Annotated in this window: 19 protein-coding genes; 10 read left to right on the top strand and 9 right to left on the bottom strand. The window is 62.8% G+C overall.

The genetic code is table 11. From position 1 onward, the window contains the following. The first annotated feature begins 132 nt into the window (after positions 1-132). The 3 genes from PQR53_RS21640 (at position 133) to PQR53_RS21630 (ending at position 4,800) form a co-directional block, all read left to right on the top strand. Positions 133-1,251 carry a porin gene (locus PQR53_RS21640; RefSeq protein WP_408458135.1) on the top strand — a complete coding sequence of 373 codons (1,119 nt, stop codon included), beginning with the start codon at positions 133-135 and terminating at the stop codon, positions 1,249-1,251. Positions 1,252-1,468: 217 nt separating this feature from the next. After that, entirely contained in the window at positions 1,469-3,328 is a 1,860-nt protein-coding gene (locus PQR53_RS21635; protein ID WP_408458132.1) for a glycoside hydrolase family 15 protein, read from the top strand. Positions 3,329-3,447: 119 nt separating this feature from the next. After that, positions 3,448-4,800, top strand: coding sequence for an MFS transporter (locus tag PQR53_RS21630; RefSeq protein ID WP_408458129.1), 1,353 nt, complete (start codon positions 3,448-3,450; stop codon positions 4,798-4,800). 7 nt (positions 4,801-4,807) lie between these two features. Here the strand turns inward: PQR53_RS21630 and PQR53_RS21625 are convergent, their stop codons facing one another. From PQR53_RS21625 to PQR53_RS21610, 4 genes are all read right to left on the bottom strand, one after another. Then, the gene (locus PQR53_RS21625) at positions 4,808-7,324 is read right to left on the bottom strand and encodes a penicillin-binding protein 1A (RefSeq protein WP_408458126.1); all 2,517 of its coding nucleotides are present in this window, start codon (positions 7,322-7,324) and stop codon (positions 4,808-4,810) included. A gap of 1,321 nt (positions 7,325-8,645) precedes the next feature. Continuing rightward, on the bottom strand, positions 8,646-9,026 hold the full coding sequence (locus tag PQR53_RS21620; RefSeq protein ID WP_408458123.1) for a copper resistance CopC family protein: 381 nt from the start codon (positions 9,024-9,026) through the stop codon (positions 8,646-8,648). Between the two features lie 25 nt (positions 9,027-9,051). Further along, positions 9,052-9,948 (bottom strand): hypothetical protein, encoded by an 897-nt coding sequence (locus PQR53_RS21615; RefSeq protein WP_408458120.1) that lies wholly within the window; start codon positions 9,946-9,948, stop codon positions 9,052-9,054. A gap of 104 nt (positions 9,949-10,052) precedes the next feature. After that, positions 10,053-10,487 carry a DUF2946 domain-containing protein gene (locus tag PQR53_RS21610; RefSeq protein ID WP_408458117.1) on the bottom strand — a complete coding sequence of 145 codons (435 nt, stop codon included), beginning with the start codon at positions 10,485-10,487 and terminating at the stop codon, positions 10,053-10,055. Positions 10,488-10,832: 345 nt separating this feature from the next. Here PQR53_RS21610 and PQR53_RS21605 point away from each other — a divergent pair, with 345 nt between their 5' ends. Further along, the gene (locus PQR53_RS21605) at positions 10,833-12,179 is read left to right on the top strand and encodes a TAXI family TRAP transporter solute-binding subunit (RefSeq protein WP_408458114.1); all 1,347 of its coding nucleotides are present in this window, start codon (positions 10,833-10,835) and stop codon (positions 12,177-12,179) included. Between the two features lie 34 nt (positions 12,180-12,213). On the opposite strand, the gene PQR53_RS21600 is transcribed toward PQR53_RS21605, so the two are convergent. Together PQR53_RS21600 and PQR53_RS21595 are read right to left on the bottom strand one after the other, a co-directional pair. Beyond that, positions 12,214-12,945 (bottom strand): ProQ/FinO family protein, encoded by a 732-nt coding sequence (locus PQR53_RS21600; protein WP_408458111.1) that lies wholly within the window; start codon positions 12,943-12,945, stop codon positions 12,214-12,216. Positions 12,946-14,248: 1,303 nt separating this feature from the next. Next, a complete protein-coding gene (locus PQR53_RS21595) occupies positions 14,249-14,590 on the bottom strand; it encodes a hypothetical protein (RefSeq protein WP_408458108.1) in 342 nt (113 codons plus the stop codon). Positions 14,591-14,941: 351 nt separating this feature from the next. Between PQR53_RS21595 and PQR53_RS21590 the strand changes: the two genes are divergently transcribed. Together PQR53_RS21590 and PQR53_RS21585 are read left to right on the top strand one after the other, a co-directional pair. Continuing rightward, the gene (locus tag PQR53_RS21590; protein ID WP_408458105.1) at positions 14,942-15,601 is read left to right on the top strand and encodes a response regulator; all 660 of its coding nucleotides are present in this window, start codon (positions 14,942-14,944) and stop codon (positions 15,599-15,601) included. Then, the gene (locus tag PQR53_RS21585; protein WP_408458102.1) at positions 15,601-17,001 is read left to right on the top strand and encodes an ATP-binding protein; all 1,401 of its coding nucleotides are present in this window, start codon (positions 15,601-15,603) and stop codon (positions 16,999-17,001) included. The genes PQR53_RS21590 and PQR53_RS21585 overlap by 1 nt, the downstream gene beginning before the upstream one ends. A 19-nt stretch (positions 17,002-17,020) precedes the next feature. Here the strand turns inward: PQR53_RS21585 and PQR53_RS21580 are convergent, their stop codons facing one another. From PQR53_RS21580 to hpnJ, 3 genes are all read right to left on the bottom strand, one after another. Further along, positions 17,021-18,043, bottom strand: coding sequence for a lysylphosphatidylglycerol synthase domain-containing protein (locus tag PQR53_RS21580; protein ID WP_408458546.1), 1,023 nt, complete (start codon positions 18,041-18,043; stop codon positions 17,021-17,023). An 89-nt stretch (positions 18,044-18,132) separates the two neighbouring features. Next, positions 18,133-19,317 (bottom strand): bacteriohopanetetrol glucosamine biosynthesis glycosyltransferase HpnI, encoded by a 1,185-nt coding sequence (gene hpnI, locus PQR53_RS21575; RefSeq protein WP_408458099.1) that lies wholly within the window; start codon positions 19,315-19,317, stop codon positions 18,133-18,135. Further along, on the bottom strand, positions 19,314-20,735 hold the full coding sequence (gene hpnJ, locus PQR53_RS21570; RefSeq protein WP_408458096.1) for a hopanoid biosynthesis associated radical SAM protein HpnJ: 1,422 nt from the start codon (positions 20,733-20,735) through the stop codon (positions 19,314-19,316). The genes hpnI and hpnJ overlap by 4 nt, the downstream gene beginning before the upstream one ends. Here hpnJ and PQR53_RS21565 point away from each other — a divergent pair. The 4 genes from PQR53_RS21565 (at position 20,734) to PQR53_RS21550 (ending at position 23,801) form a co-directional block, all read left to right on the top strand. Continuing rightward, positions 20,734-21,039, top strand: coding sequence for a hypothetical protein (locus PQR53_RS21565; RefSeq protein ID WP_408458093.1), 306 nt, complete (start codon positions 20,734-20,736; stop codon positions 21,037-21,039). The two genes, hpnJ and PQR53_RS21565, sit on opposite strands and share 2 nt — an antisense overlap. 121 nt (positions 21,040-21,160) lie before the next feature. Further along, positions 21,161-22,123: an aliphatic sulfonate ABC transporter substrate-binding protein gene (locus tag PQR53_RS21560; protein WP_408458543.1), complete on the top strand. Its 963-nt coding sequence runs from the start codon at positions 21,161-21,163 to the stop codon at positions 22,121-22,123. Between the two features lie 41 nt (positions 22,124-22,164). Next, complete coding sequence (locus PQR53_RS21555) at positions 22,165-23,028, top strand: ABC transporter permease (RefSeq protein ID WP_408458090.1); 864 nt, start codon at positions 22,165-22,167, stop codon at positions 23,026-23,028. Beyond that, positions 23,025-23,801, top strand: coding sequence for an ABC transporter ATP-binding protein (locus PQR53_RS21550; RefSeq protein ID WP_408458087.1), 777 nt, complete (start codon positions 23,025-23,027; stop codon positions 23,799-23,801). Before PQR53_RS21555 ends, PQR53_RS21550 begins: the two co-directional genes overlap by 4 nt. Positions 23,802-23,881 lie beyond the last annotated feature (80 nt).

Raw genomic sequence — 23,881 nt, 5'->3', positions numbered from 1 at the left:
AGTTGACTTGAAATTAGCACGGCCATTCGATTTTCGACGGCGGCTCGGTCGATTAAGCCGGACCGCGCTGGCCCCGCAGCAAGGCTGTGCAATCAAGTCCGCGGCAGGCGGATATAAAAAGAGGAGACATGCATGCGTTTTATCAATCATGGCGTTTGCGGAGCCACATTGATTCTGGCCGCCGGTGGCGCGGCGGCCGCCGATTCGAGCGTGACCTTGTACGGCGTCGTCGATGCGAACATCCAGTATCTGGACAACGGCGGCGTCCATTCCTTTTCCGAAAAGAGCGGCGGCTCGACGGGCTCCCTGTTCGGCCTGAAGGGCACCGAAGACCTCGGCGGCGGACTGAAGGCGCAGTTCAATGTCGAAACGGGTTTTAACGTGAACAACGGCGGCTTGTTCGCCGATACCACGGCGTTGTTCTATCGTCAGGCATGGGTCGGCCTGAGCGACGCCAGATACGGTTCGGTGACCATGGGGCGTCAGTACGAGCCGAGCTTCCGGGTCATCTATCCGTCCGATCCGTTTCGCGCGAACGAAGTGTTGTCGCCGTTTTCGGCCAACGTCCTCGCAGTGGACCGGAATACGCTATCGACGCAATACGATTCCGGCCGCGCCAGCAATTCGATCATGTATGCGTCGCCGAATCTGAAGGGGCTGCAGTTTTACGGCATGTATGCGTTCGCCGCCACGGTGAGCCAGCCCGTGCCGGCCACGACGGGCAACATGCTGAACGTCGCGGCCACTTACTCGGCCTACGGTTTCTACGCGGGGCTTGCATATGTGAACCAGCATCCGGGACAGGAAACCATCGCCGGCCTGCCCGCTTCGCTGAGCCTGCTGGGAACCGAACACTTCATCGGTGCGCTCGCTTACCGGATCGGCATCGTGAACTTGCAGTTCAACTATTCCTACAACCGCGCGAAGGACCCGGCGCCAGGTTCGCTGGCAGCGCATCTGGGCACCGGCCATTCGCTCAGTATCGCGGAGCTCGGTGCGACGATCCAGGCCACGCCGGCCGACGTGATCGCGATTGCCGGCGTCCAGCGCAATGTGCGCGGCGCGCATGACAATACGCCGGGCATCGAAGTGGGCGTCGACCATTCGATCTCTAAACGCACGAGTTTCTACATGCGGGCCGGCTATCTGAAGAACAACGGCACCGCCACGGTGAGCTGGCCGGGCGTGACGGTGAGCGCGCCAGGAACGAAGCAGATTCTTGCGACGGTGGGGATGTCGCATCGGTTTTAGGGCAAACCGCGGCACAGTCGTTGCTATCTCCCTTCCATCCAATCGGCGGACGCGAGAAGCTTTCATCCCTTGCAACCGGGATCACGATGGGCTTGCCGCCTACGATCGCGGCGCACGCACACTCGCGCGAGTTCGCATCCGTCTCCTCTCCGCCGGTAACCCACCCGATGCGTCTCCCGACCGGAGCGCATCGAGGTCTTTAGCGGAGTGTGCAGATATGCCCGATCAGCGACCCATTCCACCGAGACCGGCGCTTCCGCCCGACGCGCGCGGCATGGTCGGTAATATGAAAACCACGGCACTGGTGTCGCTGCGCGGTTCGATCGACTTCATGTGCTTCCCTCGCGTCGACTCGCCGACTATTTTTGCCGGTCTGCTCGAGCCGTCGCGGGGCGGTGCTTTTTCGATCGAGCCGGCACTCGACACCGCCAATGTCAAGCAGATGTACCTCCCGGACACCAATGTCCTGCTGACGCGTTTCATGACGACTGAGGGCGTGTGCGAACTCATCGACTTCATGCCGGTATCCCAGGACGACGCCGACGCCGACGCCGATCACCCCCTACCCAACTGCGTGATTCGCGTGCTGCGCCAGGTGCATGGACGCATGGCTTTCAAGATGCGTTGCGAGCCCCGCTTCGACTACGCGCGCAGTGATCACGTCGCGCAAGCCGTCGAAGTTCAAGCCGTGGAATTCTCCACCGTCGACCCCAGCTTGCTGCTACGGCTCAACGCCACCATGCCGCTCGCCGTCGACGACGGCGCGGCGCACGCGGAATTTGAATTGCACGATGGTGAAACCGTCGGCTTTGTGTTCGGCGAGGCCGAGGCATTGCGCGGGAAGTCGTTCGAATGCGAAACGGTACTGCGCGACACGATCCGGTATTGGCAGGACTGGTCGGCACAATCCACCTACCGCGGCCGCTACCGTGAAGTCGTCATGCGCTCCGCGTTGACGTTGAAACTGCTGAGTTCCAGCGAGCACGGCGCCATCGTGGCGGCGCCGACTTTCGGCCTTGCCGAAGCCCTGCACGGCTCGCGCCGCTGGGACTATCGCTTCACGTGGATCCGCGATGCGGCGTTCTCGGTGTACGCACTGCTGCGGCTCGGCTACACCGGCGAGGCCCGTCAATTCATGAGGTGGATCGCCGAGCGCAGCCGCCATTGCGACTCGGACGGTTCGTTGAGCGTGATGTACACCGTCGATGGCAAGGTCCCGCCGGAAGAAACGGAGGTCCCCGAACTGGCCTCGAAGGAAAAGGGCAATGCAGGTACGCCGCTCATCGGCAACGCGGCGCGCAATCAGACCCAGCTCGACGTGTACGGGGCCCTGCTTGACGCGATCTACCTGTACAACAAGTACGGCGCAGCGATTTCGCACGCCGGCTGGCTCGACGTCACACGCACCGTGGACTACGTGGTCGAGCACTGGCGCGAACCGGATCACGGCATCTGGGAGTTTCGCAACGGCGTGAAGCCGCTGCTCCATTCGCGCCTGATGTGCTGGGTCACGGTAGATCGCGCACTCCGTCTCGCGGAAAAACGCTCGCTCCCTGCGCCGCTCAAGCGCTGGTTCGAGACTCGCGACGCGATTCACAACGATATCCACGACAACTTCTGGAACGGCGAACTCGGTGCGTTCGTCCAGACGCCCGATTCGAAGACCCTCGATGCATCGGCCCTGATGATGCCGCTCGTGCGCTTTATCGGTCCGACCGATCCGCGCTGGATCGGCACACTCGATGCAATCGGCGGCGAATTGAAAGTGGACCCGTTGATCTTCCGCTATACGCGCGGCGAAACGCTGGACGGGCTACCGGGTATCGAAGGCGGCTTCAGCGCGTGTTCGTTCTGGTACGCGGAAGCGCTGGCGCGGGCCGGACGCGTCGACGAAGGCCGGCTCGTGTTCGAGAAGATGCTCGCGTACGCCAACCATGTTGGGCTGTTCTCCGAGGAAGTCGCGACCAGCGGGGAGGCGCTCGGCAACTTTCCGCAGGCGTTGACGCATCTGGCGCTGATCAGCGCGGCTTATCAGCTGGATCGGAATCTCGACCGCGTCCATATTCCCTGGACGTGATCCCAATACGTGAGCATGGCAGGCGCCGCCATGGCAAAACACTTTCGGAATCGCACTTCACCGACTAGTCTGTAACCACACCAATCAACTGACCGGACACTGACCCGGAGGAGACATCGATGGAGATCGAAGCACGCACCATGAAGCGCGTGATGGTTCGGCTCGTGCCGTTCCTGATCCTGTGCTATTTCATTGCCTATCTTGACCGGGTCAACGTCGGTTTTGCTGCACTGCAGATGAACAAGGCGCTTGGCCTTTCTGCGAGTGCATTCGGCTTCGGCGCGGGGATTTTCTTTATCGCGTACTTTTTCTTCGAAGTCCCCTCCAATCTGCTGCTCGAGAAATTCGGCGCGCGACGCTGGATCGCCCGCATCATGTTCACATGGGGGATTCTCGCCGGTGCGATGACGTATATCCCGGATATTGCCCGCTTCACCGGGTTCTCGCCCGCGCACGTGTTTTACGGCTTGCGGATCCTGCTGGGCGTGGCTGAAGCGGGATTCTTCCCCGGCATTATTTTCCTGCTGACGCTGTGGTTTCCCGCCGCGTACCGCGGCCGCGTGGTCGGCTATTTCATGGCGGCCATTCCGCTTTCCACGGTGATAGGCGGGCCGGTATCCGGCGCCCTGCTGTCGATGGACGGACGCGGCGGCCTGGCCGGCTGGCAGTGGGTCTATCTGATCGAGGCGCTGCCCGCCCTGCTGCTCTCGATCGCCGTGCTGTTCTATCTGACCGACAAACCGGCCGACGCCCGCTGGCTTGCCGATGACGAACGCGACTGGCTGGTCGCCCGCCAGGCTCAGGAGCGCGAGCATCGCGAGGCCGTGCATACGTTCAGCGTGAAGGAAGCGCTGTTCAATCCGCGCGTGCTCGCCGTCGCGCTCATCTATTTCGGTGCGAACGCAACCAACTACGGACTGAGTTTCTTTTTGCCGCAGATCGTCAAGTCTTTCGGTCTGAGCAACTTGCAGACAGGCTTCGTGACCTCGTTGCCTTATATCGTCGGCGTGATCAGCATGGTTTTTTGGGGGCGCCATTCGGACCGCAAGCTCGAACGCAAATGGCACGTGGCGATCGCGCTGCTGGTCGCGGCCGGCGGTATTGCGGCGGCGGCCGGACTCGACAACCCGGTGCAGAAGATGATTGCGCTGTCGATTGCCGGCTTCGGCATCTTCGGCTGCCTGCCGGTGATCTGGACCTTGCCGGCCGCGTTCCTGTCGGGCGCGGCGGCCGCGGGCGGCATCGCCGCGGTCAATTCCCTCGGCAATCTGGCGGGATTCTTCGGGCCCTACGCGATGGGCTGGATCAAGGACAGCACCGGCGGCTTCGGCGCCGGGCTGCTTTGCTTGTCGGGAGCGGGGCTCGTCGGGGTGGCGGCCGTGCTTCTGCTGCATCACGATACCTCGCTCGAGGCGTCGTGCAGTCTGCCGAATGCGGGGGCGGCGGGCCGCCCGAAGGTGGCAGAGTCTTAGTAAAAACTCATGGCGAGGCGCTCGCGCTCGCCGGCGCGCTCGGGAATGAGTTTGCCGTGCCGCCGCCGGCGTCCGGTGGCATCACGTCGTCTGGCGTCGGCGTGGGCGCGAGAGCCGGTTCACCGCTGCCATGCACCGCACCGTCTACTGCCCCGCTGGCTGGCACAGGCGCTGACGGCGCTTGAAGAAGCGGCGGCTGCGGCAACGGCTTCGGTTCAACAGCCGCGGCGGACGCCGATGCGGGTGCCGACGCCGCTGCAGGTACAGACGCAGTGTGCGCAGCAGGCGCGCGCCGCGTCGTGTTGCGTGCGACAACCGGCGCCTCGGTCTTCACCGGCGACGCCCCGAACAGCTGCTGGAACCACTCGCGCAACCTGCCGGTCCGCTCGGCAAACCAGCCCGGCTCCTGCTCGGTCGCGAACCTGACGCGGCTATCGATCAGCTTCGATCTTTGCGCGCGCTGGAAAAAGTCGCCGACGATCGGCAACGCGCTATGCGCCCCCTGGCCCCAATAGTCGCTGCGCAACGTCACCCGGCTGTCGTTGAAGCCGACCCACGCGCCTGCCACGAGCTGCGGTTGGATCAGGATGAACCAGCCGTCCGCATTGCCCTGCGTCGTGCCCGTCTTGCCCGCGACGTCGCCGCGAACGCCGAAACGGCTGCGAATGCTCGAACCCGTGCCGCGGCTCACCACGTCGCGCATCACATCGACGAGCGTGCGGGCGGCGTCGGCGGGCAACTCCTGTTTCGGCGACACGGGCGCGAAGTCGGCCAGCACTTCACCGTTGCGGTCTTCTATCCGCGTGACCATCACCGGCTCCACGTAAGCGCCAAGGTTGGCGATCGTGCCGTAGGCCGAGACCATTTCCTTCAGCGTGACCGGGCTCGTGCCGAGCGCGAGCGACGGCACCGGGTCGAGTTCGCTGTCGCGCACGCCCATGGCACGCGCCAGTTTCGCGACCTTGTTCGGACCGACCGTTTCCATCAACTGGGCGGTGATCCGGTTGCGGGAATAAGCGAGACCATCGCGCAGGCTGATGGCGCGTTCGCTCGGTTCATCCTCGTCGTTCGGACGCCAGACTTCGCCACCGGCGAGCGGAATCTCGACGGGCTTGTCGATAAACGTGTCGCTGGGTTTCGCGCCGTCTTCGAAGGCCGCGGCGTAGACGAACGGTTTGAAGGTCGAGCCCGGTTGACGCCGTGCCTGCTGCACGTGGTCGAACGGGTCTTCGCTGAAGTCGCGGCTGCCGACCCATGCCTTGATCTGGCCATTGCGCGGATCCATGGCGAGAAAGTCCGCCTGCACGCGAGTTTTGGATTCGCATACCGACTGCACCAGGTCGCGGTCGGACGAGACGCGTTTCATGGCGTCGTCGTCCGACAGACCGGCGTCTTTCGCGGCACGATAGTCGGGCGTTTCGCGCAGGAAAGTCTGCAGCAGGTCCCGACCGTTAGCACAACCCGCGCGCGTCCCCCACGCCGAGTTGGCGATGCCCTGCAACTGGTTACCCTGCAGGGTCACGGCCTGAGTGGCCATGGTCTGCAAGCGCGAATCGATGGTGGTACGCACCACCAGTCCGTCGGAATAGAGGTTGTAGTCGTTGCGATCGGCCCATGCCGCGAGCCACTTGCGCAATTGCTGCGCGAAGTGCGGCGCGGGTCCGGGCGGCTCGGTCTGCCGTTCGAAATCGATGCGCAAGGGGCGGCGTTCGAGCGTCGCATAGGCCGCGGGCGTGAGCTTGCCGTACTTGACCATTTGCGCCAGCACTGTGTTGCGCCGTTGCAGCGCGCGTTCCGGATTGAGCACCGGGTTGTAGTAGCTATTGCCCTTGAGCATGCCGGTGAGCGTCGCGCTTTCCAGCACGGTCAGGTCGCCGGCCGATTTGTCGAAATAGGTTCGCGCCGCCATTTCGATGCCGTAGGCGTTGTAGAGGAACGGCACCGTGTTGAGGTAGGTCTCGAGGATCTCGTCCTTGGTGTAGAGCGCCTCGATCTTGAAGGCCGTGATTGCCTCCTTGATCTTGCGGGTCAGCGTGGGCGCGCGGCCGATCTCGTCCGGATAGAGATTGCGGGCGAGTTGCTGGGTGATGGTCGAACCGCCCTGGCGGTCGCCGGAAAACGTGTGCAGCGCGGCTGATGCCGTGCGGCGCCAGTCGAGCCCGAAATGCTGATAGAAGCGGTGGTCTTCGGTGGCGATCAGCGCGTTCACGACGTTCGGCGAGATGTCCTTGAGTTTGACCCACTCGCGGTTCGAGGGCTTGAATTCGGCGAGCAGTTTGCCGTCCGCTGAGAGAATCTGCGCCGGCTGCTCGATTTTCGCCTTACGGATGTCGCCGATGCCCGGCGTGAACGGGATCAGGATCAGCACATACAGGAGCAGGAGCGCCGGGATGGCGGCGCAGGCCTTGGCCACGCCGCGCAGCGTGGGATGGCGCAGGTGCCAGAGAGCCCAGGCGATGGGCTGGTTCGCGAGGGTTAGCCCTTTTTCAAGGGTCTGTAGGAATTGGGGGATCAGGCGCTTCACTCGGGGTTACCGTTCTGCTTGATGAAGGCAGCATCGTAGCAGGGGGTTGCCTGGCGGCGGTTTGTTTGTTTGTCTGCCTGCGGTGGTGGGCTTTTTCTTGTTTTGTTTGCCTGCCTGGCGGTTTGGCTGTTTGCCTGCGGCGGTGGCCTTTCCTTGATTTGTTTGCCTGCGGCGGTTTTTCTGTGCTTTTATGGCGTTGGCCTTTCCTTGGTTTGTTTGCCTGCGTGGCGCTTTGGCTGTCTGCCTGCGGCGTTGGCCTTTCCTTGATTTGTTATCGGATTATTAGCGTTGCCCCTGTGCGGGGCGGCACCTACTTTTCTTTGCCTGCCGCAAAGAAAAGTAGGCAAAAGAAAGCGGCTCACACCGCTAACTGTTAAGCGGGGCCCCCGCACAGTCGCGGTAGTGGTGCATCTGGAATCTGTGTTCCCGCACATTCGACGTGAGTGACAAGGGCATCATACTTCCAGCGGCGCTACGCGCGCCGAAGGGTATTTCTCAAAACCATCCGCTGTTTTTTCTGCGCTCACGCTGCCGCCGAAGGGTACTTCTTAAAGCGGTCCGCTGCGCTTTCGCGCTCACGGTTTCGCCGAGGGGTACTTCTTAAAACCATCGCTGCGCTTTCGCGTTCATGCTTCGTTTGACGCCGTGGCACAGCGTGTATCGCCTCTTCGCCTCTTCGCCCCTTCTCCTCTTCTCCTCTTCTCCTCTTCTCCTCTGCCTCTGCCTCTGCCTCTCTACGCCATCGCCATCAGCTTCGCCCGAGGCGGGGCTGATGGCTCCTAAACCGTGCACCAGCAAAATCCTCATTTCCCACGCAGACCCATCCGTGACGCACGCAGTGCGGGGCCAGCTGATGAGGGCTTGCCTGAGCGAAACCAGTGGCTCTGCAGTCCCTGCATGCACGAACGAGGCCACTTGTTCCCGGTGGCCCCTTCCGGCGAGCATGCAGTGCGAGGCGGGAAGTATGACTGCCTTGTCACTGACGCCAAATGTGCGGGAACACAGATTCCAGTTGCACCACTACCGTGACTGTGCGAGGGACCCGCTTATGCGCTAGCGGTGTGAGCCGCTTTCTTTGCTTAGCTTTCTTTGCGGCGGCAAAGAAAGTAAGTGCCGCCCCGCACAGGGGCAACGCTAATAGACCACTAAGAATTCAAGGAAAGGCCACCGCCGCAGGCAGACAGCCAAAGCGCCACACAGGCAAACAAAACAGGAAAAGGCCACCGCCATAAAAGCACAGCCAAACCGCCAAGCAGGCAAACAAACCAGCAAAAGCCCCACGCCGCAGGCACACAACCAAAACCCACCGCCGGAGGCCCTCCTACTTCACGTCAAACCCATAATCCCCATGCGTCCGATGCCCATCAGAAGCCACGGCCACCCAATGCACGGTGTAACGCCCCGCCACAAGCGGCGGCAACGGCACCACGATGAGTGCCGCCTGACGCGCATCGACCGCGGACTTCTCTGTATTAACCTGCTTGCCGCTCGCATCGGTCACAGTCAGCGAACTGAACGACGGCTCAAGCGGCCCGTCGAACATCACGCGGACCTGAGAAGGCGACGCCACCGTCGTGCCCGCACCCGGCTCCTGCTTCGCCGGAAAAACATGAGCGAAAGCGGCACCCGCAAACACCAGCCCGGCAATCATCAACGGCACCTTCGCTGCCGCCCGCAGCCAGTCATGTCGATCGTTTTTCATCGCTTACTCCTACTAGGTTGCTGCGTTACTGGAAGAGAGGTTTGCCGATCGTGGCCGGCGCGACATCGTCGAAGAAAATGTGGGCCTGCACCAGAATCCCCACATGCGAGCCGCTGGCGTGGTTGATCGGGATCTGCGCTTCAACGCCGACCTGGCCATAGCGATTGATCCAGATGAAACCCGGATTGACTGTGCCGGTTGTCTGCCCCTGGCTTCTCGACAGCGGAATCTCCACCAGCGGAATAACGTTCGCCAACGGCTGCGGCAAGCCGATGTCGTGCACGTGCTGCTGCAAATACGGCAAGCTGTACTGCACCGTGAAGCCATAGTTGAAGGCGTTCGGCTGCCCCGCTCCTGTCGTCAGCGCCGGCCCGGCCTCACCCGTGATCGCGATCGGCCGCAAATAGGCGAGCGAGTCGGGAAGATCGCCCATGCCCTTGCCCGCATAGATCGTCGGTGAGATCGTCGAAAAGTTGTCCGCGATCGCACGGCTTCCCGTGCCGCCGAGTTCCGCGTCCACGCCAACGGAAGTCATGAACTCGTGTTCCTCGTTGACGTACAGCAAGTACTTGAAACCAACGCCGAAATTGTCGAAGCCGCGTGCCTTCGGATTGCTCTGCATCGCATACGTGCCGTCAACCGACACCGCAAGCCGCGGCGTGATCAGCTTGTCGTATTCGAAGTCGAAGGTATTGATGCTTTGGTCGCCGTTGTCGCCCGGTACGCGCTGGTGGCCGTACTCGAAGTTGGCCTCGTCGCCGACGCCGGGGTCGTCGACGGCCATCGTCGACGGAAAGACGCGATCACCCGCAATCGCGTGGGCACTGGCGAATGAAGGAGCGAGGAGCAATACGCTGGCGGCAGTCGCGACGAGCGACCTCGCGCGCAGCGGTATCGCGCTGCGCGTTACTTGGGTTTGCATGGTTCATCCTGTTCATGGGTCGTGACTATGTCGGCGCGCGCGTCCAGCGGGGGACGTGCGGCGGCATCGCGATGCAGTCATGCATCGCGCCGGTGCGACTCGGATCAGGATGTGAGCGGAGGGGCGCGAGGTTGCGCGAAGGTAAGCGGTTCGACGCGGCGAACGCTCTCGAAGCGGGTGGCGACGGTGTGCTGCGTCGCGCGGACGGTAACGGAGAACAGCGCCTCGACACCCGGCATCACGGGCATGTGAGCGAGCAGGCTGCAATAGCCGCAGGCGTCACCGTCGGACATGGCCGGGTGCTGACTGTGTTTGCTGCCGGAGTCGTCCGATGCTTGATCTGGCATCGAGGCCATTGGCGGCATGGAGTCCATGGACGGCATCGAAGCCATCTCCGGCATCGAGCAATGCTCGCTTTCGATGCCGGTGTCGCCGACATTGCGTGCGGCAAGCGAATGCGAGATCGTCGGCGCGAGCGTGGCGATCAGGATCGCAAACAATCCCAGCCAACTGCCGATCTTCCGATGGAAACGACTCAAGATGCGCTCGGCGACACGATTAGAAGCTGTCGCGAATTATGCCACGGCCTACCGTTCATCGAGTTCGATGAAGCGACGCTTATGCCGGAGATTTTCCCTATGCGCCGCGCAGGCCGTCGTTTTGGCTTTGTGCCGTTGCACTGCCCGCCGCTGCACTTGCTCCAATGCTCCACGCCCGCGCTGCCCCACAACCGCCCTACCGCACCGCTGCACAGCGTCAAAGGCAGACACATTCACCGCCCAATGGCCTGACGACCCTCCGCGGTCAATAGAGCAAACTGCCAGCGGCAATTCCGCCGCGGACAGTGGACAATGCCTCATCCCGGCTACCGGCACGGAGTGTCCATGAAAGCGCATCGCCCGCGTCCTCCGCGTTTTCCCGGCGATCATTCGCATGCGGAGTGGCGCGATCACACGCTGTCTTACGTCATCGTGGCTGCGCTTGTCGTGGCGATGGTCACGCTGATCGTCTGGGTGGTCGATCCGGCGCCACCGAAAACCATCACGATAAGCGCGGGCCCGCACGACAGTTCGTTCCTCGTCACCGCGGATCAATACAAGAAGATCCTCGCCCGTAACGGCATCACGCTGAAGGTGCTGGAATCCGATGGCTCGGTGGAGAACCTGCATCGTCTGCTGGATCCGAAACAGCATGTCGATCTTGCACTCGTGCAAGGCGGTGTGGCCGATGGACTCGATACGTCGTCGCTGATGTCGCTCGGCAGCGTTTTCTATATCCCGGTGGTGGTGTTCTATCGCGGCACGGGCTTAAGCGAGTTGTCGGAACTGGAAGGCAAACGGATTGCGATCGGCCGCGAAGGCAGCGGCACGCGGCTGCTCTCGCTCAAACTGCTGGACGCGAATGGCATCGAATCGGGCGGCGACACCGTGCTGGTGCCAAGCGATGGTTTGCAGGCCGCCACGCAACTGGTGGCGGGCGAAGTCGACGCGGCGATTCTGAACGGCGACTCCGCCACGCGCGGCTTGATGCTGCGGCTCTTGAAAGTGCCTGGCATCTCCGTGATGAATTTCGACGAGGCCAGCGCCTATACGCGCCTCTTTCCCTATCTCGACGAAATCGATCTGCCACCGGGCGTGCTGGATCTGAAGCGCAGAATTCCGCCCGAGACCATTCATCTGATCAGTCCGACGGTTGAACTAGTGGCCCGAACCAGCCTGCATCCCGCCATTTCCGACTTATTGATCGAGGCCGCGCAGGAGGTGCACGGCATGCCTGGGCTCTTGCAGCGCGCGGGAGAATTCCCGAGTCCGATCGCGCATGAATATCAGATCAGCGAAGACGCGCAGCGCTACTACAAGACCGGCAAGAGTTTTTTATACCGCGCGCTGCCGTTCTGGCTCGCGAGCATCGGCGACCGCACGCTCGTTCTATTACTGCCGATGGCGGTGCTGCTCTTTCCGGCGATGCGGTTGATCCCGGCGCTGTACCGGTGGCGCGTACGCTCGCGCATCTATCGTTATTACGGTGCGCTGATTGCGATTGAACGCGGCGCGCTCGCCGACTCGACTGACGAAGAGCGCAAGCGATTGGTCGCGGAACTCGATCAGATCGAAGCGTCGCTTAACCTCTTGCGCATGCCGCTTGCATACGCCGACGCGTTCTATGTGCTGCGTGAGCACGTCGGCTTCGTGCGCAGCCGGCTGGCGGCGGCGCAAGGCCGCTACCCCTAGGCGGGGCGGCGGGCCAGGTCTTGGGACTGGTCTTTTATGCTTCGGGGGAGGCCGACGGTGCTGCCGGCGGCGTTGTCGATTCAACGGCCGGGTTGTCCGTCGAGGCAGGTTGCGGCTGGCTGTCCGCGTCGCCTTGGGGGATGGTCGCGGCTTGCGGTGCTGTATCCACTGAAGCGCCCGACGCTGGCGCGGTGCCCGCGGCATTGGCGGACGCATCCGCCGACGCGGCTGCTGCTTTCGCCGCTCCCCGGCCCGCACGATGCGCCTGCAGACGCTGCGCGCCAGCCGCTTCCTGCGCCGTCACCTTGCCTGCTTCGCTGCCTGTGACATCCACGCGCGCGGCGCCTTCGACCAGACAGTTCCAGTAGCGGCTGCCGCGGCACCAGGTCTTGATTGCATCGCGTAACTCGGCTTCGCTCAGCGATAGCTCCTTCGCGTGAACCACGAGGTCCTCGAAGATGCCGACCTTGAGCGGGAGCTTGGGTGCCGGATTCTTCGGGAACGCGTTCGGGAAGCGCTTTTGCAGCTTGCCGATCGACTTCACCACCGGATCCACAGGCTTCGCGTCGACCTTGGCAGCGGGCGCGGCACGGCGCGGCGGCGCCGGCTTGCGGGCGGGCTTCGCGCCGGGATTCGCGCCAGGCTTGGCGACAGGCTTCGCGCCGGTCCTGGCGATAGGCTTCGCGCCGGGCTTGGCCGCAGGTGCGGCTTCGGCGCGCGCCGCAGCCAGTTGCTTCTTCAATTCAGCGAGTTGTTCGAAACCCATAGCGCACAATCAATCGAGAAAGACAGGATTGTAGCAGCGTGTTGGAAGAGGCTTGTGACATGTGGGGATGGGCTGGCGCGCCGGTGGCGGTGAACGTTCCGTTTGGAGTGTTGCGCTTGTGCGGGGCAGCGCCTGCTTTCCTTGGTTTGTTTGCCTGCGTGGCGCTTTGGCTGTCTGCCTGCGGTGGTGGCCTTTTCCTGTTTTGTTTACCTGCGGGGCGCTTTGGCTGTCTGCCTGCGGCGGTGGCCTTTTCCTGTTTTGTTTGCCTGCGGGGCGCTTTGGCTGTCTGCCTGCGGCGGTGGCCTTTCCTTGATTTGTTATCGGATTATTAGCGTTGCCCCTGTGCGGGGCGGCACCTACTTTTCTTTGCCTGCCGCAAAGAAAAGTAGGCAAAAGAAAGCGGCTCACACCGCTAACTGTTAAGCGGGTCCCCCGCACAGCCACGGTAGTGGTGCATCTGGAATCTGTGTTCCCGCACATTCGACGTGAGTGACAAGGGCATCATACTTCCAGCGGCGCTACGCGCGCCGAAGGGTACTTCTCAAAACCAACCGCTGTCTGCGCTCACGCTGCCGTCAAGGGTTACTTCTTAAAACGGTCCGCTGCGCTTTCGCCCTCACCCTTCCACCAAAAGGTACTTCTTAAAACCATCGCTGCGCTTTCGCGTTCATGCTTCGTTTGACGCCGTGGCACAGCGTGTATCGCCTCTTCGCCTCTTCTCCTCTTCTCCTCTGCCTCTGCCTCTGCCTCTCTACGCCATCGCCATCAGCTTCGCCCGAGGCGGGGCTGATGGCTCCTAAACCGTGCACCAGCAAAATCCTCATTTCCCACGCAGACCCATCCGTGACGCACGCAGTGCGGGGCCAGCTGATGAGGGCTTGCCTGAGCGAAACCAGCGACCCTGCGGCCCCTGTGTGCACGAACGAGGCCACTTGTTCCCGGTGGCCCCTTCCGGCGAGCACGCAGTGCGAGGCGGGAAGTATGACTGCCTTGTCACTGACGCCAAATGTGCGGGAACACAGATTCCAGTTGCACCACTACCGTGACTGTGCGGGGGACCCGCTTATGCGCTGGCGGTGTGAGCCGCTTTCTTTGCTTAGCTTTCTTTGCGGCGGCAAAGAAAGTAAGTGCCGCCCCGCACAGGGGCAACACTAATAGACCAATAAAAATTCAAGGAAAGGCCAAAAACCCAGATCAAGGAAAAGCCCAACGCCGTAGGCAAACAAATCAAACCTCCGACGCAGCCGAACAACAGAACGCACTGGCATGCCGTCAATACCTGCACCGCCATCGCCACTTTCCGTCAGTGCCCGGCCAGCACAAATGGCCTGCCGGTAAACCGTAGATGAAGAATCACGAACCAGCGCCGCGGGCAATCCGCTTCGATCAAAACGGGCCGGCCGGCGGGCGTTGCATGGTGGCTCTGAATAGCGAGGTCGAACGCAGCGTGCGCGAATTGGCGCATCACGAGGACGCCACAGACGATCAGCGCAAGCGCAATGAACTGGAACGTCGTGGAACTAAAGACCTGCGGGGAAACCGGCAAGACCAGCAGCCCCAGCAAGGCGAGCACTTCGGTGCCCATGGCCGCGAGCGAAGCCGCCATCAGATGGGCTCGCAGCATGTCGGCGGTGACTGGCTTCATGGCTTGGTCTCGTGGCCTGAAGGAACGCACGGCAAGGTGGCGTGGCGCGAATGACTGGCAAAAACATCGGCGAAAGGCACCGGGAAAAAACCGCCCGACCATTCCGTCGAAGTGCTTACGATCACGTTGCGATGATCTGACAACACGGCGTAGTTTCGCGTGCTCATGTCGAGCCGCGCGACAATGACCTGTTGAGGCGCGATAGTAGCGATTCAAGCTGAAGGAAACCTTAAAGAATAACGAGGTATAAAGCGTGTCGTGAACATGATCGTTACACTGCGGGTGGGCGGCCTGGTGCTTGCGTAAGCGCCACTGCTGCAACGAAATAGACATCGAACGGAATTGCTCCCCATGCGTGTACTTCTCGTAGAAGACGATGACCTGATCGGCTGCGGCATCGAAGCAGGACTGCGTCAAGCCGGTTTCACGGTCGACTGGGCACGTGACGGCCACAAGGCCGGCCTCGCCCTCGACACCACCGCCTATGCACTGGTCCTGCTCGACCTCGGCTTACCCAGGGTGCCGGGTATGGAACTGCTGAAACGGCTGCGCGACGCCGGCAAGGACGTGCCGGTGCTGGTGCTGACCGCGAGAGGCACGGTGGTGGACCGCGTCGGCGGCCTCGAAGCGGGCGCCGACGACTACCTCGGCAAGCCCTTCGATCTGACCGAGCTGATCGCCCGCTGCCGCGCGCTGCTGCGCCGCGCGCAAGGGCGCAGCGTCGAAGTGATCCGCTATCAGGATCTGACGGTCAATCCCGCCGCGCAAACCGTCGAGCTCGGCAAGGCGCGCGTGCCCCTCACTTCGCGTGAATGGGCGATCCTGATGCAGTTGCTGACCCACCAGGGCATTCCTCAGTCGCGCTCGCGTCTTGAAGAGAGTTTGTATGGATGGCAGGAAGAAATCGAAAGCAATGCGATCGAAGTCCATGTGTCCAATCTGCGCAAAAAGCTCGGCGCCAAATTGATCAAGACCGTGCGCAATATCGGCTACGTGGTGGAGAAAGCGTAATGTCGGCATCCATCCGCCGACGCCTGGTGCTGCTGGTCCTGACCAGTATCGTGCTGATCTGGGGTATCGCGCTGATATCGAGCTATCGTCAGGCCACCCGCGAAGTCGGCGAATGGGAAGAGGCGCGCCTCGCGGAACTCGCGCAAATCCTCGCGCTGCTCGACGAGCGTAATCTGACCACGCTCGCCAACGCGCGCATCGACGTGCGCGAAGAAGAAAAAGGCGGCGAACCCGGCGCCAACAACAGCGACGACGACGACACCTTGCCGCGCGACGCGCTCTTCCAGGTACTGAGCGCGAATGGCGACGTACTGGCCGGCAGCCCGCAATTGCACGCATTGCACGCGTGGAATTTGCCGGTGCCGCCCACAAGCGGCGCGCAAGACATCACACTGGGCGGTCAGATGTGGCACTCGTTCACCTTGCGCGATGCCGCACTCGGCCACACCGTGCGCGTGTTCGAACCGGCCAATACGCGCAGCGACCTGGTGAGCGGGGTCGCGAGCCGGATCGCCCGGCCCACGCTCATCGCGCTGCCGGTGCTGGCGCTGCTGGTGTGGTTCAGCATCGGCTGGAGCCTGGCGCCGCTGAAGACGCTCTCGGGCGCCATCCGCGCGCGTGACATCAACCGCCTGGAACCCGTCGACATCGGCCGGGTGCCGACCGAGGTACGGCCACTCGTCGACGCGATCAATCTGGTGCTGTCGCGCTTGCGGCACTCGCTCGAACGCGAACGCGCGTTTACCGCCGACGCCGCTCATGAACTGAAGACGCCGCTTGCCGCCATCAAGGTGCAGGCCCAGGTCGCCCTGGCCGAGCCGGACACGGCGTTACAGCGGCTGGCGATGGAACGCGTGGTGCAAGGCGTCGATCGCAGCGCGCGGCTCGCCGAACAGTTGCTGCTGCTCGCACGTCTGGATGTGCACGAAAAACTCTCCACCGCGCCACTCAGGCCCGCGGCGGTGGCGAAAGACGCATTGCTTGCCAACGAACGCAACGCGCAGCAGAAGAACATTCGCGTCACGCTCACCGGCGACATGCGTGCCGAGATCAATGCGGAGCCCGTGCTAATCGGCATCCTGCTCGACAATCTGCTGGATAACGCCATCAAATACGGGCGCGCGGGCGGCTGTATCGAAGTGGCGATACAGCATGAGGTCGGCCGGGTGCAGCTCTGCGTGCGCGACGACGGCCCCGGCGTCGCGCCCAGCGATCTCGCGCGCCTCACGAACCGGTTCTTCCGCGCGACCGGCACTCAGGCCACCGGCAGCGGCCTGGGCCTCTCGATCGTCGCGCGCATCGCCGAGCATTTCGGTGCGAGCCTGCATCTCGGCACTGGGATCGCAGAGCAAGGCCTTGCGGTGGAGGTGTCGTTTCCCGCTTATGCGGGCGCGGATTGAGGGGCGCGCTTTCGCGGCACTAGCGCCGGCTCGTTTCACCCACGGCCGTGCGCTCTGCGCGTCCCGCTCGCCTCGGCTCGCGATTCGACGACTCGACAAACTGCCACGCAATGAGTCCGGGCACGAAGATCAGCAGATCACGAATGCGCCGCGCGCCGGCGAGCGCGAGGCAGATGGAAGGATCGAGACCCAGCGCGCCGCCGATCAGAATAAAACCACCCTCCTGCACACCCAGGGCGCCCGGTACGAAGAAAGCCGCACTGCTGATCGCCTGGATCAGCGATTCGAACACCACCGCTTCGACCAGCGTTATGTGCACACCGAGAAAGTACAGCGCGAGCCAGATCTCCAGCGACGTCAGGAAGCATTGCAGCGGTTGCCAGAAGAACAGATAGCGCAGCACCGCGCCGCGCCGGCGCCAGATCAGCTTGATGGCCTCGTCGATCTGCGCGGACTCTCCGACGAGCGCGGCGAGCTTGCCGCTCGTCAGACGATTGAGAACCCGCGTGATGCGCTCGAACGGACTGGCATGCTGCACGAGTGCGAACAGCACCAGCAGTGGTGTCAGCACCACCACGCCCCACGCCAGTTGCCCGGCGAGCCGCAAGGTATCGGAGTGCGCATGCGCGAATAGAAAACCGATGCCGACCATCGTGAACAGCAACTGGCTGATCACCGTGAGCTGCATATCGACGACGATACTGCCGACCGCCATGGACGGCGGCACGCTCCAGCGCTTGAGCATCCGGAACGACACCACCTCGCCGCCGATGCGCGCCACCGGCAACATGCAATTGACGGATTCGCGTACCCAGACCAGATGCAGCATCGTCGCAATACCGGGCCGATGCGCGCCGCGAATCAACGAGCGCCAGTCGCAGGCATTGGCGAGCATCGGCAGAACGTGTGCGAGCGCGGCCAGAACAAGGCCGGCGCCCGCAGCGCGCAATGCACCGAGCACGGCGACGGGGTTGTCCTGCCAGACCAGCCACAGCGACACCAGCAAGCCGGCAAGCGCGGCGATGCGGCCGAGATGCTTCATCACGCGGCCACCCCGCGCGCGCATATCAAGGCCGTCGTGCCCACTAACCTGCCGTCACTAGCCGTTTCAAAGGTGCCACACCTCATGCCTCACCCAACCTGCTGTTCATCCGTCATTCCATCCTGCGCGGCCGACAACAGGCCGTCGCCATCCACCTTGAAACTGAAACCGCGCCAGACCACGCGCGACGACCAGAAGCTCGCCACGAAAATTGAAAACGATACGATATCCCACAACGGCAACAGCCACAGGTCGCGATGCGCCTGCTGCAACGCGCGATCGGACAGCAGTTTCAGTACGAGCCGCGCGCATACGGCGACCAGCGCGAGCGGCCACGACCACAGCGCGCCGTCCGAGAAGGCGATGGCGAGCAGCGCGAAAGCGAGCGGATGAATCAGCGCCGAACCGAGATGGCCGAGCGGATCGATGCGGCGAATCGTGCGGCTCCAGCGCAGTTCGTGCGCGATCAGTTGCGTCGCGCTCGATTCCACGCAGGCATGCGAGATCGTGAAGGGCGGAATCACCACCTTCTCGCCGATCATGCGCACGGCCTCGCCGATTGCATGGTCTTCGGCCAGATGCTTCACGAACGGCGTGAAGCCACCGATTTTTTCGAGGGTTTCGCGTCGCATCGCAATGGTCTGCCCAAAGCATGGACGGGCAAGACCCAGCGCAAGCCCTGTCACCACACCGGGCAGGAATTGGTAGTTGGTGGCCTTGGCCGACATGCGCGGCCAGAAACCGGGATCGGGCGCGCCGCGATACATGCAGGTCACGAGACCGACGCCAGGCTTCTGCAATTCGCCAATCACATTGCGCAGATAATCCGGCCCGACGCTCACGTCGCTGTCGGCGAACACCAGCACGTCGTGCCGGGCCTGCGGCAGCATATTGAGGATATTGCTGATCTTGCGGTTCGGTCCGTACAGGCGCGGATCGGCGACCACGGTGATATCCGCTTCGGGATGCAGCCGCCGCAGATCGTCGACGGTTTGCAACGCCGGGTCGGCCGAATCGTGCACGCCGAACAGGAATTGCATGGGCCCCGGATAATCCTGCCGACAGAAGCTCGACAGATTGGTGAGCAGCGCCCACTCATTGCCGTGCAATGGTTTGACGATCGTGACGGGGGGGAAACTGGTCGGCTCGGACACCGCTCTCGCGAAGAACCGGCCGATCAACGCACCGGCCAATACCGTGTAGGCGATGCCGAAAAGCGCCCCCGCCGCACACGCATAGGCCAGCGTGACGGCGACCAGATGCAGGGCGCTCACGCCTCGTGAGCGCGCAGGAAGCGGAAGAATTCGACGCCTTCACGCAAGCGCCGTTTCATCATGTCCCAGCTCGTCAGCATCTCACGCAGAATTTCCCAGATCTTCGACGGACGGAAATAGAAGCGCTTATAGAAGTTTTCGAGCTGGTGGTAGATCTCATCGCGCGACAGATGCGGATAGCCGATCGCCGCCAGTTGCACTCCGGACTTGCTGACGAGATTGATGACCTTGTTCTCTTCCAGCCAGCCGTTCTCGACCGCCTGGTTGTAGAGCGTCGTGCCGGGATACGGCGCCGCGAGCGACACCTGGATCGTGTGCGGATTGATTTCCTTCGCGTACTCGATGGTCTTCTGGATCGTGTCCTGGGTCTCGCCTGGCAGCCCGAGAATGAAGGTGCCGTGAATCTTGATGCCGAGCTTGCGGCAATCTTCGCTGAAACGCCGGGCAATGTCGGTACGCAGACCTTTCTTGATGTTCAGCAGAATCTGATCGTCGCCGGACTCGTAGCCGACCAGCAGCAGACGCAAGCCGTTTTCTTTCATGATCTTCAACGTCGCGTACGGCACGTTCGCCTTCGCGTTGCATGACCACGTCACGCCCAATTGCCCAAGACCGCGGGCGATTTCCTCGACGCGCGGTTTGAAGTCGGTGAAGGTGTCGTCGTCGAACATGATCTCCTTGACTTCAGGCATGTTGTCGCGAATCCACTTCACTTCTTCGAGCACGTTCTCGACCGAACGGGTGCGGTAGCGATGCCCACCCACCGTTTGCGGCCACAGGCAGAAGGTGCACTTCGAACGGCAGCCGCGGCCCGTGTAGATGGACACGTAAGGGTGTTTCAGATAGCCGATGAAATAGTTGTCGATCTTCAGATCGCGCTTGTAGACGGGCGCGACGAACGGCAGCTCGTCCATGTTCTCGAGAATCGGACGCGCTTCGTTGTGCTCGATCGAACCGTCGGGCTCGCGATAGCTGAGACCTTTGATGCCGGCGAACGGCTTACCCTCGGCGACTTCCTGGCAGGTGAAGTCGAATTCTTCGCGGCAGACGAAATCGATCGCCTCGCTCGCGCTCAGCGAATTGTGCGGATCGACCGCGACCTTCGCCCCGACCATGCCGATCAGCACCGTTGGCTTGCGTTTCTTCAGGTCTTCGGCAAACAGCGCATCGGTGGGAAACGACGGTGTGCTGGTGTGAATGACCACCAGGTCGTATTGCTGTGCAATATCGAGCGATGCGTCGACGGACAGACCGTCGGCGGGGGCGTCGAGGACGCGGCTGTCGGGCACGAGTGCGGCAGGCTGCGCGAGCCACGTCGGATACCAGAACGAACGCACTTCACGCTTGGCCTGATAGCGCGAACCCGCGCCACCGTCGAAGCCGTCATACGACGGCGCCTGTAAGAACAGGGTCTTCATGGAGATGCTCCAGCAAGCCTTTGATTGGCGCTTTCAGTTTTCTGTCGGAAAACTATCGGAACTATTGCCCGATGGGACACGCCCGGGGCAAAGAGAATCGCGCAAATACTACGGAGCAAAGCTGAAGGAAACCTTAAGGAAAATGCGGCGCGCCGCGTCGCCCAATACCTCGCGCAGCGTGGGCGCGTGGATCCAGCGCGACTACACGGCCCGCTTCCGCCATAGCGTCCGATCTGCTTTGATTGTGAGTTTTTATTCGTTCCGTTCAGCACGCGCCTTGACTACATTGAGCGGTCACAACTAAACGACCATCACAGGACCAGTCAATGAAAATTCCGCGGGGCACGGCGCGCTTTTCGCTTTCTTCGATTTCCTCACACCGGCAGCATGCAAGACGTCTGCAAGCCGGCCTGAGCACATTGCTGATGGCCGCGGCGGCCACACTCGCCGTGCTTGCGCCGGGTATCGCGCGCGCCGCGCCACCCGCCGAACTGAAGCTCGACTATGCGTACTACTCGCCGGAAAGCCTCGTCATCAAGCGTAACGGCTGGCTCGAGCAGGAACTCGCGCCGCAGCACACGCAGGTGAAATGGGTGCTGAGCCTCGGCAGCAATCGCGCGCTCGAATATCTGAACAGCGGCGCGATCGACATTGGCTCGACGGCGGGTCTGGCCGCCGTGCTCGGTAAAGCCAACGGCAATCCGATTCGTGCGGTGTACGTCTTCTCGCGCCCCGAATGGACCGCACTGGTGGTGCGCCGCGACTCGCCGATCAAGACGCTTGCGGACCTGAAAGGCAAGAAAATCGCCGCGACCAAGGGCACCGACCCGTTCCTCTTCACATTGCGCGCGCTGCACACGGCGGGCCTTTCGCGCGATGACGTCGAAATCGTCAATCTCCAGCACCCGGATGGGCGCACCGCGCTCGCCAACGGTGAGGTGGACGCCTGGGCCGGCCTCGATCCGCACATGGCGGCCGCGCAAATCGACGACGGCGCGAAACTGCTGTATCGCAACGTCGACTTCAACACGTGGGGTTTGCTGGACGCCCGCGAGGACTTCGTGCGCGACCATCCCGAGACGCTCGCGCGCGTCCTGAAGGTGTACGAGAAAGCGCGCCTGTGGATCGCCGCGCATCCGGATGAAACCGCGAAAATCGTCGCGGAAGAATCGAAGCTGTCATTGCCGGTCGCGAAGCTGCAACTGAGCCGCAACGATTTCAGCCATCCGCAGCCGGGCGCGCAGCAACTCGCCGCACTCAAAGCGGCCGCGCCGATTCTCGTGCAGGAGCAACTGGTGAAGCCGGGTACGGATCTGAATCAGGTGATCGACGCCTTGATCGATGTGAAGGCGGCGCAGCCCGTGATCGCCGCGAACAGCGGCCAGTGAGCCGCTGTGCCGATCGCTTGACGACTATTTGACTGACGCCTATGGCTACCGAGGAATCGCTCGCGCTTCATCATCGACCGCAAGCCGCCGATGCCTCGCGCGTCGCGCCGCGACCGCGTGACCCGCTCAAGCGCTGGCGCATCGCCGGGTTGATCCTGCCGCTTGCCTTCCTTGCGGTAATCGAAGCGCTGGTGCGTGCTTCCGTGTTGCCGGAGCACCTGGTGCCGGCGCCGAGCACGATTGCTGAAACGCTGTGGCAACTGGGCGGCGCGCGGCTCGGCCGCCACATCGGTGCAAGCTCGATGCGCGTCTTCGCGGGTTTCGGGATCGGCTCCGCGCTTGCTCTTCTGCTCGGGGCGGCAATGGGCTTGAGCCGCCGTCTCGACGCACTTCTCGACCCCGCGTTTCAGGCGCTGCGCGCGATTCCGTCGCTCGCATGGGTGCCGATTCTGCTGCTGTGGATGGGTATCGACGAAGCGCCGAAAATCACGCTCGTCGCCATCGGCGCGTTTTTCCCGGTGCAGTTGAGCGTCGTGGCCGGCATTCGCGGCGTCGACAGAAAACTGGTCGAACTCGGCGAAGTCAACCGCTTGAGCCGGCGGGCGCTGTTCACGCGCATCCTGTTGCCCGCGTCCTTGCCGCACATCTTCACCGGGCTGCGCACGGGCCTGAGTCTCGCATGGATGTTCATGGTCGCCGCCGAACTGATCGCGGCTACCCGTGGCCTGGGTTATCTGTTGAGCGACGGCCGCGAAACCGGCCGGCCCGATCTCGTGTTCGGCGCGATCCTGTTGCTCGCGCTGCTGGGCAAGCTCAGCGATAGCCTCCTTAAAACGATCGAAGCGCGCGTGCTGTCGTGGCGCGATACCGCGAGCGGCCAACCGTCTTCACGAGGTGTGCGTTGAACGCGGCCGATCGCTTACGCCAGCCGCCGCTGCTCCAGGTGCGTGCCGTGAGCAAACGCTACGAAACGCGCACAGTACTCGAACGCGTCACGTTTGAGATTGGACGCGGTGAGATCGTCAGTCTGGTCGGCCCGAGCGGATGCGGCAAGAGCACATTGCTGCGCGTGCTGGCCGGCCTTGATCGCGACTTCGAGGGCGAGATTTCACTCGACGGGTTGCCGCAAGCCGGCCCGTCACCGCGCCTCGGCGTGATTTTTCAGGAGCCCCGCCTGCTGCCGTGGCTGGCGGTGGCCGACAACGTCGCGTTTTCCGCGGGTCCACGGCGAGGCACGGACCCGCGTGTAAGCCAACTGCTCGAGGAAGTCGGCCTGGCCGGCACCGGCGCGGCGCTCCCCAAGCAACTTTCGGGTGGCATGGCGCAACGCGTGGCGTTGGCGCGCGGCCTGTTCGCCCAGCCCGACCTGTTGCTGCTCGACGAGCCATTCAGCGCCGTCGACGCGATGACGCGCATGCATCTGCAGGACCTGCTGTTGTCGCTGACGCGCGCGCACGGCACCGCCGCGCTGATCGTTACGCATGATCTGGATGAGGCGCTGTACCTGTCCGATCGCGTGCTGCTGCTCAATACAGTGGGCCGGCCTGGCGCCGGACGGCTGGTGCGCGAGATCGAGGTGGCCGCGCCACATCCGCGCGACCGGCGCGACGGCGCGCTCGCCGGGGTGCGAAACGAATTGCTCGATGGGATTAGTGCGGCGCGGAGCGTCTACGCTTAACGCCTTTGGCGTTTGGCGTTTAATGTGTGACGACTCGCGTTCGCGTTCTAACGCGAAGCGGGCGAATGAATCGCGCTGGC

Origin of the sequence: Paraburkholderia fungorum (genome assembly GCF_046027605.1) — a bacterium.
GTDB classification, from domain to species: domain Bacteria; phylum Pseudomonadota; class Gammaproteobacteria; order Burkholderiales; family Burkholderiaceae; genus Paraburkholderia; species Paraburkholderia fungorum_F.
This window is presented reverse-complemented; position numbering and strand designations above follow the sequence as displayed.